At 33.7% G+C, this 15,189-nt stretch carries 15 protein-coding genes; all 15 read left to right on the forward strand.

Features of this window, described 5'->3' with window-relative positions; translation table 11 throughout:
* The first annotated feature begins 292 nt into the window (after positions 1-292).
* Positions 293-1,087, forward strand: coding sequence for a helix-turn-helix domain-containing protein (locus tag FDW87_RS01820; protein WP_137379396.1), 795 nt, complete (start codon positions 293-295; stop codon positions 1,085-1,087).
* Positions 1,080-2,765 carry a type III secretion system outer membrane ring subunit SctC gene (gene sctC, locus FDW87_RS01825; RefSeq protein ID WP_137379397.1) on the forward strand — a complete coding sequence of 562 codons (1,686 nt, stop codon included), beginning with the start codon at positions 1,080-1,082 and terminating at the stop codon, positions 2,763-2,765. The genes FDW87_RS01820 and sctC overlap by 8 nt, the downstream gene beginning before the upstream one ends.
* A 9-nt stretch (positions 2,766-2,774) precedes the next feature.
* Positions 2,775-3,875: a type III secretion system gatekeeper subunit SctW gene (gene sctW / locus FDW87_RS01830; RefSeq protein ID WP_137379398.1), complete on the forward strand. Its 1,101-nt coding sequence runs from the start codon at positions 2,775-2,777 to the stop codon at positions 3,873-3,875.
* A 19-nt stretch (positions 3,876-3,894) separates the two neighbouring features.
* Entirely contained in the window at positions 3,895-5,937 is a 2,043-nt protein-coding gene (locus FDW87_RS01835) for an EscV/YscV/HrcV family type III secretion system export apparatus protein (protein WP_137379399.1), read from the forward strand.
* 209 nt (positions 5,938-6,146) lie between these two features.
* Positions 6,147-7,454 (forward strand): type III secretion system ATPase SctN, encoded by a 1,308-nt coding sequence (gene sctN, locus FDW87_RS01840; protein ID WP_137379400.1) that lies wholly within the window; start codon positions 6,147-6,149, stop codon positions 7,452-7,454.
* 55 nt (positions 7,455-7,509) lie between these two features.
* Positions 7,510-7,893, forward strand: coding sequence for a hypothetical protein (locus FDW87_RS01845; protein WP_170975093.1), 384 nt, complete (start codon positions 7,510-7,512; stop codon positions 7,891-7,893).
* Positions 7,877-8,767, forward strand: coding sequence for a hypothetical protein (locus tag FDW87_RS01850; protein WP_137379402.1), 891 nt, complete (start codon positions 7,877-7,879; stop codon positions 8,765-8,767). Before FDW87_RS01845 ends, FDW87_RS01850 begins: the two co-directional genes overlap by 17 nt.
* Before the next feature lie 14 nt (positions 8,768-8,781).
* Entirely contained in the window at positions 8,782-9,693 is a 912-nt protein-coding gene (locus FDW87_RS01855) for a FliM/FliN family flagellar motor switch protein (RefSeq protein WP_137379403.1), read from the forward strand.
* Positions 9,683-10,330, forward strand: a complete 648-nt coding sequence (locus FDW87_RS01860; protein ID WP_137379409.1) for an EscR/YscR/HrcR family type III secretion system export apparatus protein — start codon at positions 9,683-9,685, stop codon at positions 10,328-10,330. The genes FDW87_RS01855 and FDW87_RS01860 overlap by 11 nt, the downstream gene beginning before the upstream one ends.
* The gene (locus FDW87_RS01865) at positions 10,327-10,584 is read left to right on the forward strand and encodes an EscS/YscS/HrcS family type III secretion system export apparatus protein (RefSeq protein ID WP_137379404.1); all 258 of its coding nucleotides are present in this window, start codon (positions 10,327-10,329) and stop codon (positions 10,582-10,584) included. Before FDW87_RS01860 ends, FDW87_RS01865 begins: the two co-directional genes overlap by 4 nt.
* 6 nt (positions 10,585-10,590) lie before the next feature.
* On the forward strand, positions 10,591-11,337 hold the full coding sequence (gene sctT / locus FDW87_RS01870) for a type III secretion system export apparatus subunit SctT (protein ID WP_137379405.1): 747 nt from the start codon (positions 10,591-10,593) through the stop codon (positions 11,335-11,337).
* Between the two features lie 22 nt (positions 11,338-11,359).
* Positions 11,360-12,403: an EscU/YscU/HrcU family type III secretion system export apparatus switch protein gene (locus FDW87_RS01875; protein WP_137379406.1), complete on the forward strand. Its 1,044-nt coding sequence runs from the start codon at positions 11,360-11,362 to the stop codon at positions 12,401-12,403.
* A 112-nt stretch (positions 12,404-12,515) separates the two neighbouring features.
* Positions 12,516-13,049 (forward strand): tetratricopeptide repeat protein, encoded by a 534-nt coding sequence (locus FDW87_RS01880; protein WP_137379407.1) that lies wholly within the window; start codon positions 12,516-12,518, stop codon positions 13,047-13,049.
* Positions 13,046-14,518 carry a type III secretion system translocon subunit SctE gene (gene sctE / locus FDW87_RS01885; protein WP_137379408.1) on the forward strand — a complete coding sequence of 491 codons (1,473 nt, stop codon included), beginning with the start codon at positions 13,046-13,048 and terminating at the stop codon, positions 14,516-14,518. The genes FDW87_RS01880 and sctE overlap by 4 nt, the downstream gene beginning before the upstream one ends.
* A gap of 12 nt (positions 14,519-14,530) precedes the next feature.
* Positions 14,531-15,189 (forward strand): IpaC/SipC family type III secretion system effector (locus FDW87_RS01890; protein WP_305764062.1); only part of this gene is annotated, 659 nt, incomplete at its 3' end.

The raw sequence follows: 15,189 nt of genomic DNA on the forward strand, positions 1-15,189 counted from the left end.
CTTTAAGTCATCTTAAATGACTCCGAGGTGTCTGTTAAACCCGTGGCGATTCAGGCACATTTATTATCTAATATTGACAATAGCTTTCAGACCTCACTATTTTTGTGTGAATACAGTATATGTGGCAAAGAAACCCATTTCACAGGAGAAGTGTGAATGAGACATATTCTGGCTGGTAGAGAATAAAATCAGCATGTAAATGCAATCATAATATTTAAATTATGTTTTCATCATGTTTCGTGGAACATTTATTATTATATTTATGGTGAAAATCATGGTGAGAATATAAGTAATGGAAAAAGCTGCCAGTCTGTATGAAAGTGATTCAGCTATCGTCTTGGGAAAAGATGATGAGTATCTCATTACAGAGAAAACACTTATAATTATTAAAGCCCCGATTGAGACAACAATTAGCATTATTACACGGAATGACTGTGAATTACGAACTGTTAAAGGATGTTCGCTTTTCTTTTTGGATGGTCGAACTCGATTACATGTATCAAATAGACTTTGTAATTGTCGAAAGATCCGGCTTGAATCCGTTGCGAGTTTACTTGTATTTATGGATATGGCAAACGGCATATCAGAACATTCATATAGTAATAAATCTTGGAATTATCAGATTAAGGAGGTAAGTCCAGAGCTTTTTGAAAATGACAATGAATTTAAAAAATGGCTAATATTTAGTTACATCATAAAAGAAAAATCAATAGAACCATTATTAAATTTCATCAGAGCAAGCGAAGAATATCAAATTATATTTTTTTTACTAAAAAAAACAGTTTGCGATGACATCTCATCCATAAAAAAATTATGCAAGGAATATGGTTTATCATATTCACATTTCAGACGATTGTGTTATAAAGCACTCGGAAAACCTGTTAAAGAGGAGCTCGAAAAGTGGAAAATTATGAATACTTATTTCGATTGTGTTGAACATGACGATTCATTAACTTTTCATGCAATTAATAATGGTTTTTCTTCATCATCACATTTTTCTAATGCGGTAAAAAAATTTACTGGATATTCTCCACGAGACTTGAAAAACGTTAACTTCATAAAAAAATGGCGAACAAAAGATGATTAAAAAAGGTGATTCATTAAAAATGATCTCAATTATTATAATTTTATTCTTGGGGGGAGAGCACGCACATGGCAACGGAGATGTATATAATGCAAAGAATGATAATCTAAAGAGTTTTTTTACCTCCTTTTCTGCAAGAATTGGATCCCCAATTGTTGTAAGTAAACTTGCTGCACGGAAGAGTATAAGTGGTACAATTGATCTAACGTCACCAGATAAACAGCTTGAGCGTTTATCAAGCCAACTAGGTCTTATTTGGTATTTTGATGGAGCAACCTATTATATATATGATGCAAGCGAAATTCAAAGTGTCGTGTGTAACACAAAAAATGTCAATATGAAAGATATTGTGAAAAACATGATGTCTTCTGGTTTATATGATGAAAGATATCCAATACGCGGTAGCGAAAATTCAAAAACATTTTACATATCTGGCCCTCCCATATATATTAAATTATTAACGGAAACAGTAAAGAACATAGATGAAAAAAGAGCCGCTCTCCATCTTAATGGAGAACGGATAGGTATTGTGCATCTTGAAAACACATTTGTTGACGATCGAGTATATGAACTCCGTGACCAAAAGGTTATCATACCTGGTATGGCAACTGTCATCGAACAAATTTTACAAGATGCTATGGGCAGTAGTAGTGGAAGATCATCAGATAACTTAAAAACTTCAGTAGATAGTTCTAATAATGCAACTGGGCAGCAGTTGCCTGTTGATAATGATCGCGAAGTTAATAATTTTCAGCAAGAAAGCAATGAGTTAAAGCCACTGTTAGCTTTCATAAGTAAATCATCACCTAAGCGTACAGATACTATCAAAGTGGTTTCATACCCAGCAACAAACAGTCTTTTAATAAGAGGGGAGGCGGGGCAGGTTTCATTTATTGAAAGTATTATTAAACAACTTGATTATGCTAAAAGGCATATTGAACTGTCACTTTGGATTATTGATCTTGATAAAAGCGATTTAGACCAGGTAGGCGTAAGTTGGACGGGGTCTGTCGATTTAAATACCACATTCGGTGTAATCATTAACTCGGGTAATGCGTCATTCAGTACTCTTGATACAACGTCGTTTTTGGCTACTGTCCAGGCTCTCGAAAAAAAACAAAAAGCAAAAATTATTTCAAGACCGGTTGTTCTTACTCAGGAAAATATACCAGCAATTTTTGATAACAATAAAACATTTTATGTGACTTTGATTGGTGAGCGTACGTCAAGCATGGAACATGTAACGTATGGTACATTAATAAGTGTGTTACCGCGGTTTACTAGTGAAAATCAGATTGAAATGGTTTTGAATATTGAAGATGGTAACGATGCTGGAACTTCTGAAGGTGAATCATTACCTCAGGTCGGGCGCACGGTGATAAGTACAGTAGCCAGAGTACCTCAAGGTAAAAGTTTATTAATTGGCGGATATACACGTGATTCTGATACTGAATCACAGGAAAAGGTTCCCCTTCTTGGGGATATACCATATATCGGTAATTTATTTAAATATAGGTCAAGAAGTTACAATAACACTATTCGATTCTTTTTGATTCAGCCACGGGAAATAAATGAGAACATAATGCCTGAGACTTCATCTGTATTGAACGAAGTTAATAAAAATTTATCTACAGAAAGTGAACCACTACGAAAATGGGTTGATGGTTATTTGAATAGATGAGCATATAAAATGGTAGGCAATATTAACTTAGATGCAAATAAATCACATAAACCGCTCCTTTTTGATAAAGAAAAGGTAAATACAGGCTTTGATGAAAACAATGAGATAACGGAAGCACCAGAAGCTAATAAAAATGTTATGTCTGCCATGGATATTTCAAGATTTGTTGACTCAATAGATGAAATGTCATCAGCATTAAGTCAGTTTTATGGTAAGGTTTTACAGGAGAAATTCAATAAAAATATAACAAAATATAGCGATAAAATATTGGATGCAAAAACCATAAAAGATATATGTAAGGTATTTGAAACATCCAGAGTAGAAGAGTTAAATATTAGTGAGTTATTGTATGAACTTAAACGCCGATGTACTGACATCAGCGATTTGATTTTATTATTACAAGGTTTAGTAAACGATAGAAATCTGGATAATGAGTTAAAAGAAAAACTAAAAGTAGTTATTGAAATAATTGAAAAAGATGCGGATCCAAAGGAACTGAAAGGTGGGATAAATTGTGCCCTGAAGGCAAAAATTTTCGGGAAACATCTTTCACTAAAACCTTCATTATTAAGAGCAGCATATCGGAATTTTATATCTGGTACAGAAAAAAGCCTTGAGTTCTATGAAAATCTGATAACTACTTTTGGGTATAAAAAAAGAAAGGAAATACTAGATTTTCTTGAAGATGCATTGTTATTAGATATTGCTTCGCAAGATCCTAGCTCAACGGCTCTTGAATTTGGTTACTTAATTGGTAAGCTGAAAATCATGAGACAAATTAAATCTTCAGAACACATCTTTATAGATGAATTAATTAACAAAAAAACAGTCAGTGACTCTGGAATTGATGAACCAAATTTGTTGTCGATGTTCCTATCAATACTCAGATATCCGGAGAATACCAAAGAATTTATAAATGAAATGATTAGTGTAAAAAAACAATTAGTTAAAGATGTTTTTATAAGCTGCGTGTACTCAGCAATAAAAGACTTACCAGAAAATATTTTTGAAGATATAAAAGACAAAGACCTTATCCTTAATAAAATAATGGAAATGGAAGACACATGTTTATTATTTAACGCTAATAAAATTAAAACAATGAAAGCGTAACAAATGACATAAAGATAATATGAAACATTACAACTTAAAATTCAAAGCTGAATTATTTATATTGCTATTGATGATTGTTATCATAGCAATGTTGATCATACCGCTGCCTACCTATATCATTGATTTTCTGATTGCGCTTAACTTGATCATAGCCCTCCTTATATTCATGGGGTCATTTTATATAGAGAGAATACTGGATTTTTCAACATTTCCAGCTATCTTACTTATCACAACTTTATTTCGGCTAGCTATATCAATTAGCACAAGCCGCTTAGTGCTGATTGAAGCAGATGCTGGTGATATTATCTCTAGTTTTGGAGAGTTTGTTATTGGAGATAGCTTAATAGTCGGTTTCGTTATTTTTTCTATTGTTACAATCGTTCAGTTCATTGTTATCACTAAAGGATCTGAGCGTGTAGCTGAAGTCGCAGCTCGATTTTCTTTGGATGGGATGCCGGGTAAGCAAATGAGCATCGATGCTGATATGCGAGCAGGTATGATCAATGCAGACGAAGCCAGGGAACGTAGAAGCGTTCTGGAACGAGAAAGTCAGTTGTATGGTTCTTTTGATGGTGCGATGAAATTTATCAAGGGAGATGCTATAGCAGGTATTATTATTATTTTTGTAAACCTGATAGGTGGAATTTCTGTTGGCATAACGCAGTATGATATGGACGTGTCGACCGCACTTTCAACATATACAGTGCTTACAATTGGGGATGGATTAGTGGCTCAGATTCCTGCACTCTTGATTTCGATCAGTGCCGGTTTTATTGTGACTAAAGTTAACGGTGAGAGTGATAATATGGGACGCACTGTTATTAATCAGTTAGTGCGAAATCCGTTTGTACTTTTAGTTACATCAATTTTAGCTATTTGCATGGGGCTCTTGCCTGGTTTTCCATTAATTGTGTTTTTGATGCTTGCGGGAGGGGTAGGGACTATTTATTTTTTTAAAACTACCATAGAAAAAAAAGCTTTAACCCAAAATGGAAATTTATCATATGTGAATCTCAAAGAGGACAATATAGACACTAACATCATTAATGATAACCTTGAGTTAATCAATAACATTGACAATGTTGTAATAAACGTCACGCCACTTATGATCGGCTTCAGCCCGGAAACATTTGAATATTTTTCCGATAAATGTGTATCAGATAAAATAAGAAGTCAGTTCTTAATTGATTACGGGATCAGATTACCTGAAATAACAATAACCACGATCAAAGGACTTGAAAAAAACATGGCCACGTTATATGTCAATGAGGTTGATTTGGCAAAAATTGAAATTTATTGTGAACTGATGAGAGTTGTGAGTTTTTCCGAGAAATTAGTTGCACCAAATGTTAATTTCACCTATGGTAAAAATAAAGAAATGTGGGTAAGCAAAGATAAAGCTCATGATTTATCTGTTTTGGGGATAGCATTACGTTCGCCTTTAGATGAATTATACCAATGTGCTTCAATATCAATATTACGAAATATTTCAGAGGTGTTTGGGATTCAAGAAACTAAATTCCTTATGGATAGTTGTGAAAGTCAGTATCCAGATCTTGTACATGAGGTTTTCCGCTACATAACAATGCAACGCATCGCTGAGGTTCTACAAAGATTGCTTAACGAGAGAGTTTCAGTCAGAAACATCAGACTGATAATGGAAGCGCTTGCACTTTGGGCTCCCAGAGAAAAGGATATTATTATATTGGTTGAGCAAATCAGAGGTTTTATGTCAAGATATATCTGCCAACGTTTCCTGCAAAATAATATTTTGAATGTTATAATGCTTTCAGGAGAATGTGAAGAACAATTTAGGAAAAGTATACGGCAGGTTAGTTCTGGTGCAATGTTAAATATGTCTCCATCAGAAGCAGATGCTTTAATCGATAAGTTCACTGTCGGTTTCGAGGGCTATGATGTAAAAAATTTTGTTATTCTTTGCTCTGTTGATGTCAGGAGATATGTTAAGAAATTTTTGGAAACAAAATACCAAGACATTGGTGTTATTTCATTTGGTGAAATCAATGATAATATTTCCATAAATATAATTAAAACCATTTGACTTGTAAATAACCTAAAGTCTCAAGATTGGTTAATGTAGTGAGATACTATCACAAAACTAATTACAAACCACAATAATCACCGAACAAAGAGCTGTTAATATGTTCACTGTAATGTATATTACAATACCATAATGAGGCGTTATTTTTAACAGAACATAAAAAATGTTGAGTTTATATAAAATCAACCATCTATGATTATTTTATAAAAATGAAAGCAAACAAATACCCGACACTATTCAACAGACTAGTTATTCCAGACGCTATCAATAACGGAATTATAAAGCTGCGCTTAGATAATATATCGATCGGTGAGATATGTTATATAAGGAAGAATTGGATGTCTACGGATGTGGTTGCTAAGGCAAAAATATTATCTATAGATAATGAAGAAGCAACATTAGCTGTCATCGGGACAACTGAAGGCTTATCAAGCGATATAGCAGTTGAACCAATGGGTTTTTTTATGTCCATCAATATCAGTAATGAAAAACTTGGATGTGTACTGGATCCATATGGTCAAGTTTTGGAAGATTTAATGCGATCTGAGAAAAACGTTTTTTACATTGCTGAAAACAGGGAAATAGAACAAACACCACCATCCTATACAAGACGTCGGCCAATTACTCAAATTTGTAATACGGGTATAAAGGTAATTGATGGTTTACTGACATGTGGTATCGGGCAGCGAATAGGTATTTTTGCATCAGCTGGGTGTGGGAAAACATCATTGCTTCTAATGCTTATTGAAAACACAGATGCAGATATTTTTATCATAGGCTTGATTGGAGAGCGAGGACGTGAAGTTACAGACCTAACTGAACAACTAAAGAAAACCTCTAAAGTAAATAAAACAGTGGTTGTTGTTGCAACTTCAGATTATCCATCTGTAGATAGAGCAAATGCAGCTTTAACTGCAACGACGATAGCTGAATATTTTCGTGACAAAGGTTTGAATGTTATTTTATTTATGGACTCCCTAACAAGGTATCTCCGTGCATTGCGTGATACCTCATTGGCAACAGGACAGTTACCAGTTAGAAGAGGCTATCCCGCTTCAGTATTTGATAATTTGCCTAAATTACTAGAGCGAGCAGGGAAAACTGAAAATGGAAGTATAACAGCGTTTTACACAATTTTACTTGAATCGGAAGAAGAATCAGATCCAATTGCTGATGAAATACGTTCGATTCTTGATGGACATATATACTTGTCCAGAAAATTAGCAGGTAAAGGACATTATCCGGCTATTGACATACTTAAAAGCATTAGCAGAATCTCTAATCAAATAACTAATAAATCCCATCAAGAACTAGCTAATAAAATTCGCGAAATGTATTCAATTCGCGATGAATTGCAAACTGTTATTGAACTCGGTGAGTATAACCGAGGTATGAATAGTGATAACGATAAAGCAATAGATAAAGAACCAGAAATTAAGAAATGGTTGTGTCAACGAATGGATGAAAAAGTAAACTTATCAGATAATTTGAGGTTAATGGATGAACTTATCAAGTAAAATTATAGTCCTTAAGAAACTTAATTCAAATCGACTAGAACGAGTGAGATGTGAAGTGTTGAAGAAAAATAGTGAAGTGCAGTGTTTACAAAATAAAAGAGACGATTTAATTAAAAACTTTTCAAACTTACAATCTTTATCAGGTAGAAAACAAATGAAAGGGATAGCGAATATTTATTCAATAAATGAATTCTTAAGAAAAAAAAGTGTAATTCAACAACAACTTAATAACATAGAGGCGCATCTATCATTAATTGACGAACAATTAAATGAAAAGCTGAATGAGCTCGCTACAGTGAAAGAGAAACAAAAAATGATATTAATAAAATTTAAAAAATTAGATTTTCATCATGAAAAACACAGGAGAGCCTTGTTAAAATCTGAATTGCAGTTAGAAACTAACCTATGTGAAGAATTGATATATGGACAATTTAAATAAGATAAGTACAACTCCTTTGATGTCAAATTTTGAACACAGCGATAGCATCAAAAGCCTTGATTCCCGCCTAGCAATTCGAAAAAAAAAATCAGAAGAATCTGAGCAGGCAGGATTATTAGGATGTTCGTATTTTTTTTGGGAAGTAAATGAACATATTCAAAAACAATTATCATTGAAACATGGTGGGGGGACATGGGAATCAGGCAGAACAATGATTTCAGATGGTGGTTCAGAATCTTCGAAATTAATAACGGATGAAAAGTTTTCAAATCTTGTAAAGAATGAATGTTCTTCGAAAGAAGAACATTTGATGCGTAGGAATAATAAACTTGAAAGTGATTTTTTAACCGTTTCAAAAGATAGTCATACAAATAAAATAGAAAGTATGTCAAATTTTTCATTAGGAATGGATGGTCAGATAGACCAAAATAAAAGTCATTTTCTTTACAGTGAGCTCGATACTGAGAGAGAGGCATTTAATAAACTTCATAAAAAAAAATTGACACGTAATAAAGTTTCTATCGAATGGAGCCCACTTTTGGATAATAAATCGAATGTTAACGCCTTAAATTATAACATTCAGCCTTTAAAAGAGAATTTTGCATCTGAAGAAAATTTATTTTTTAGACAATTGAATACACTGCAGCAAATGGTTATGAGTATGTCAAGTCCGGTATTACAGGGACTAATATATCGATTCAACCTCAAAAAATACCAAAAAGAGTATGTTGTTGTTACGAAAGATCATTCAGGTAAGTATATTTTCGATTCGTCTAGTGAAAATGTTTTTTCGTTACTTTCAACAAACACTAAAAATCTCAAGCTCAATAGCTGGACATTAAAATATAAAGATAGATATATTCATCAACAGTGATTATTTATGCAATTATGTTACATTTGAAGAAGATTAATCTTAATGATGTAAAATTTAATAAAACCATAGCTAATCTAAAAGTAAAAAATATTAATTTCACAGTTGGATTCCCTGATTTTGAGGAGAAGTGGGTTGTAGTTACTGTACCGCGTACAGGCTGGAAGGGATTTGTACTGCTAAAAGATATCATGAATTACATGATACCTTCTTGCAAAGGTGGAGTATTGACTCAGTATTTTGAGGAAAAAATAATTTCGTGCATCAATAATCTGAAATCTATCTCATTATTTAATATTTGTGGTCATAGTAATAATGAGTTTCACTTAACTTATGTTACTGAACCTCCATTTCCCAAAAACACAAAGATGATTTGTATCAATGATGATTTTTTTTGTGTGTGGCTCCTTGAACTTCCAATGGAAAATTTTCCAGTAAATATAAATTTCACAAAGTGTGAGTTGAAATGGAATTTTGATTTTTTGATTGGCAATACTGTAATAAATTATTCGTTACTCCAGAATATTGCTGTTGGCGATGCTTTGATCATAAAACAAAAAACTAACATTATTCGTTGTTCCTCTAAAAATATCGGCACATATAGGAAACAGAAGGATAGCATTATAATTATGGATAAAATTGAGATGGCAAATGATTTCGATAACAATGATGAATACTTAAATATTCAAGGAGATATGAAACTACTACCAGTTAAGTTGGATTTCATTCTGCACTCACAAACTTTTACATATGATGAAATATCGCGTCTGTTTGAGAAGGAGATACTGCATCTCCCATTCAATGCAGAAAAAAAAATAAAAATCAAGGCTAATGGAATGCTAATTGGTTATGGTGAGCTTGTAGAGATAGAAGATAATTTAGGTATTGAAATCATAGAATGGCTGAGTAAGAAAAATGATCCAGAATGATATATCCCTTATTACCCTGCTTGCAATTGTAAGCCTTGCACCATTTTTGATTTGTGCTGGTACATGTTATATAAAATTTTCTATTGTGTTTGTCGTAATCAGGAATGCATTGGGATTGCAACAAGTCCCTTCCAATATGACGTTGAATGGTATTGCATTGATAATGGCTTGTTATGTCATGTTCCCAATTGCACAATCTACATTTGAAAAATGCCAAGAGGTAAACGTTAACTATAAGAATATCGACTCAGTTCGTGAGTTTCTTGATTACGGTCTTTCTGATTATAAAAGTTATCTCAGAAAATTTTCTGATCCAGAATTGATTGATTTTTTTGTAAGCAGAGGGAAATCTGTTATAACTGGAGGTAATGATGAAACTAATCCCAACATTATATCGTTACTTCCTGCATATGCTTTGAGTGAGATCAAAACTGCTTTTATTATTGGTTTCTATATTTATCTCCCATTCATCGTCGTGGATCTGGTTATATCGAGTATTTTACTGGCTTTAGGTATGATGATGATGAGTCCAGTGACTATTTCGACGCCAATTAAATTGATTTTGTTTGTATCACTAGACGGATGGACCATTCTTTCTAAAGGTTTATTAAATCAATACTTGAACAGTTTGTTATGAATGAATTAATTTATGCAGGAGATAAAACCATTTATATGGTTCTGGTTTTATCTGCAGTGCCAATAATCGTAGCTACGATTATTGGATTAATTGTAGGTCTGATTCAGACTGTAACACAGTTACAAGAGCAAACTCTTCCTTTTGGTATAAAATTGATTTGCGTAAGTCTGACTCTTTTTCTTATGTCTAACTGGTATGGTGAAATGTTGATTGATTTTAGTTGCGAAGTATACAGGCTTTGCTTGAATTGGTAGATATAAATGGAAATTTTTGATTACTTCTTCTCATTACTATACCATTCTTCTATGAATTTAGGTCGTATTGTGCCTGTTTTTTATATGCTTCCTTTTTTAAATCAAAATATTTTAACAGGACCAACACGTCTCTCCATTGTATTAATTATTTCTATTGGAATGTTTCCCGAGTCTTCTGATATGGATACAAATTTAAATAACTATACCATATTACTTATAACTGTAAAAGAAGTCTTGATAGGTTTTGTTCTTGGTACTATTTTGTCGTTCCCTTTTTGGGTATTTCTTGCATTTGGTAGTATTATTGATAACCAAAGAGGGGCCACACTTAGCAGCACTATCGATCCAGCTAATGGAATCGATACTTCAGAAATGTCAAACTTTTTGAACTGGTTCGCTTGCTCTGTTTACCTTCAGAATGGTGGGTTGCGGTTAGTTCTAGATTCTTTTGAAAAGAGTTATGAAATCAATCCTGTTTTTACAATTGCATTTCCGAACATTTATTCCGTTATTAATTTAGTAAATGACTGTGTCTCCCGAGCCATTTTGTTATGTGCACCGATAATATCGATGTTACTGTTCAGTGAGATTATACTGGGGCTTTTATCAAGATTTGCACCACAAATGAATGCCTTTTCCGTATCACTGACTGTTAAGAGTGCTGTTGCATTTATTGTTTTTATATTATATTCAGGAAGACTTGTTACAAATTATATTTTTGATATGTTTTATGATATTTTTATGTTTTTTTAGGGATTATTAAGTTCGAGATTTTATGGGTAGCAAGACAGAGAAACCAACACCAAAGCGATTAAACGATGCAGCCCAAAAGGGGCAGATGTTTAAGAGTAAAGACGTTATAATTTCTTTTACAATTTTTTTTGGCATACAATTTGTTTTATCTTTTATCTCATTTGATGAGTTAATGAATATATGGGTTGATTTTATAAATCACAATTTTTCGGCCTCGTTAAGTATTTACCTGTCTAAACTTATACGTATTGCCTTCATGATTATAATTCCCATTTTGTTTGTGGTTTTTATTATTTCAGCAATCCCTACATTTTTTCAAACAAAATTCACCCTTGCCACTAAGGCATTAAATTTCAATGTTTCAGCTCTTAACCCAGTTAATGGGTTCAAACGCATTTTTAGCGTTCTTGTTATCAAGGATTTTTTAAAGTCATTATTATACATAATTGCTTTTTTTACTTCAGGCTACATAGTATTGAAATGTGAAAAACACAAAATATTTTCACAAATATACACGCAAATTAATTCATTATTATTAATATGGCAAGAAATTCTGTTATCTTTATTGGTTGTTTCATTCGTTAGCATATTTGTAATACTGGTTTTTGATGTTATTGCAGGGTATTTCATTTTCATGAAAGACATGAAAATGGAGTTATATGAAGTTCGGCAGGAAATAAAAGAACAAAATGGGAACCCTGAGGTAAAATCTCAACGTCAGGCCATGCACAGAGAAATTCTCTCAGAGCAGGTCCGCTCAGACATAGAAAACTCAAATATGCTCATTGTTAATCCAACTCACATTGCCATTGGTATTTACATTAATACTGATATTTTCCCCGCTCCGATAATTTCAGTCAAAGAAAAGGATGAACGAGCTCTAGCTGCTCGTCGATATGCGCAGGAGAAAAATGTACCAATAATCAACGACAGAATTCTCGCTCGTCACTTATATGCTACTTACAAAATTTATTCTGTTGTCGGCCTTAGCGAGTTGGATGAAATTTTACGAATTCTTAAATGGTTAAAAGAAACAGATTACAATAGTAACCCAAACAATGAATAGCTCACAACAAAATCAAAATTTGTATTTATCACGTTAAAAATGAGCAATTTTTGCATTACTATATGAGCTGATTTGGCTACAATTAGTCTCAGGATAGTCAGAGGGGAATACCATGATGAGTGATGGGAAAAATAACAATTCAGAACAGCGCGATTTTAACACTGCGAATATCGACAGCGATGCTCTTTCACAAGAGGTGATTGATGCCATTATGGCAGGCGCATCATTTAAAAATTTACTTGGTCTTTCTGATGAGTTTATGGAGCAAATATTCGAACATGCTTGTTTTTTTTATAACTCATCTAAGCTGGATGAAGCAGAGAATTTTTTTAAATTCCTTTGCATCTATGATTTTCATAACAGCGATTATATAACAGGTTATGCTGCGGTATGTCAACTTCGGGGGGCTTATCAGAAAGCTATTGCTTTGTACTCGATAGCTTTTACATTAAACCCAGATAACTTCCACCTCTTGGTATATCTTGGTCAATGTCTCCTTATGACAGGAGAAGAAAATAAAGCCAAGGAATGTTTTCATCTTATTCTAGAGGAATGCAAGGATCCTGAGATAATTTCCGCAACAGAATCTTATTTAAGATTGCTGAATGATTCGAAAAACAATCAACCCTCAGAGGTTATATCATGAATGATATTCAAAACTTCATTTTACAGCAACAAAAAGTTGCGTTCAACTTTAATGCGGATAGAAAAGCTCTCCTCATCCCTAATCAGTCGAAAGTTCATTATAATATCTCGGCAAGTTATCCGTCCATACTTAATGGAGCAAAAAACCCTTTTTTCTTTGTTCCGAAATTAAACTCACCCAATCCTTCATCTGCAACAAGATACACCAATTCTGCAAATTTGGTGGCGGTAATTTCGCGGTTAACCAGTTTGGAGACAAAAACAAATATTGATCAACTAAAACTGAACTGTCAGAAGTTTATCGCTTTAAAAGAAGCAGCCCAAAATAGTAATCAACAGTTAGCAAATGAATATAGTGAATTACTGGGAACATATCATACCTTTTCTAAGGAACTGTCAGCGTTAGCTAAAAAAATCGCTGAAAACATGGTTTCTGGAACTGAAGTCTCTGATGTAGATAAGGCTAATTTTATTTCACAGCTCAAAGTTGCCAGTGATTTACTGCTGAAACTTTCTGCTTGCAGACAAAAAATATCCATTCAGAACAACAATATTCAGATAATGTCTGATAAACTGGATAATCCCTCTGACATGGCGCTTGCTGCGGCTTTAACAGTGATTTTAATCAAACTGGGTAGCGAAACCGCTGAAAATGAATTAAAAAATCAACTGGAAACATTCCAGTGCGCTCAAAGGAGTCTTCAAGAAGTAATGGCTCAAAAGGCTAAAGAATTTGATGAACGAATACATACCTCCAAACTGACTCAGAAACTTATGAAGTTAGTTGGAACTCTTGTAGGAGTAGGGCTACAAATTTTAGGTATTGTCGGAGCAGCTTTTTCTGGCGGTACTTCATTAGCATTAAGTATCATGGGTACTATTGTTCTTGGCGCACTTTTTTTAACGGAAAAAACGGTCGAGTATGTTTGGGATATCGATCTGGTTGGATATGCCATGAATGAGGCATTAAAATTGATGACTCAGGGCTTTACTGAGATTCTTCAAGAATTTGGACTTGATGGAGACCCCGCCCAAAAAATTGGTAAAGTAATGTCTGCTATCATAATGGTTGTGGCTATAACGGCTGTTACCGTCATGGCCACGTGGGGTGGAGCAAAGGTAATCTCAAAGTTTGCTAAACCAGTAGCAAAAAATGCTATGAAGACTATTTTAAAAATGGTGAAAACAATAGTTAATACATCAACGTCACTCGGTCAAATAGGATTATCTACTACTGAAGCTATTGTTGGAGTTGCAAACGGCTATAATATATCACAAGCTGATAAAGCTTTAGCAAATTTTAAATCCGCACAAGCATCAGTCAAAGCTTTGGAAAAGCTACTTAATAATGCTTCTTCTACGTTTAATACCAGACAAAAAGAAATTACTCAGTTGAATGAATCACTATCTTCAACAATACAACAGGTTTCTGAAACATGTCTTCAGATGTCTACTAAGTTAAGAGTTTAACAGGAGTATGATATGAATACGACTAATTCAACAAAAATAGATGTCAGTCGCGCCCCTAGCTTACAGCAATCACATATTGCAGAGACATCTACTGCAGACATCATTAAAAACGTGAAGGTAATGTCAGGGCTTGGGCTAAGAAAAGTCAATGTTGGAGATGCAACTTTTGCCTCTCCCTTTTTAACTAATTGTGCTCTCAAAAAAGAGTATTCTCTTTCATTACTGAATCAGTTACGTGATTTTGGCGAGCAAAAAGTTCTTTTTACTGATAAAGCATGTTCTTTGATTTTTAATGCTGTAAATAAATTACATCAAGCTGATGCAACCAACGATAATGATTTTTTTGATATCAGTCATATTAGCCCTCAAGGCGCAGATCTCCTAACAGAAGCAATAATTCTTTCTAATGCTTTATACCAGTCTGAAATTCAGCTAAGTTCTAATTTATCTTTGATCAGTTTTGAACATGCACAGGCTGCAGCTGATAAGATAAAAGACGAGGGGACCGATACGTTAATTGGAGCTGCTGTTAACGCTGGCATAACAACTGTAACCAGCATCGTTAGTACGAGCACTCAACTCATTGGTTCAGTAATGGAGGGAAAAGCACATTCTTCAGCTAATCCAGCTCCTGAAGCTAATCCAGCTCCTGAAGCTAATCCAGCTCCTGA

The organism is Citrobacter sp. wls826, from assembly GCF_005281245.1.
Taxonomy (GTDB): Bacteria; Pseudomonadota; Gammaproteobacteria; order Enterobacterales; family Enterobacteriaceae; genus Citrobacter; species Citrobacter braakii.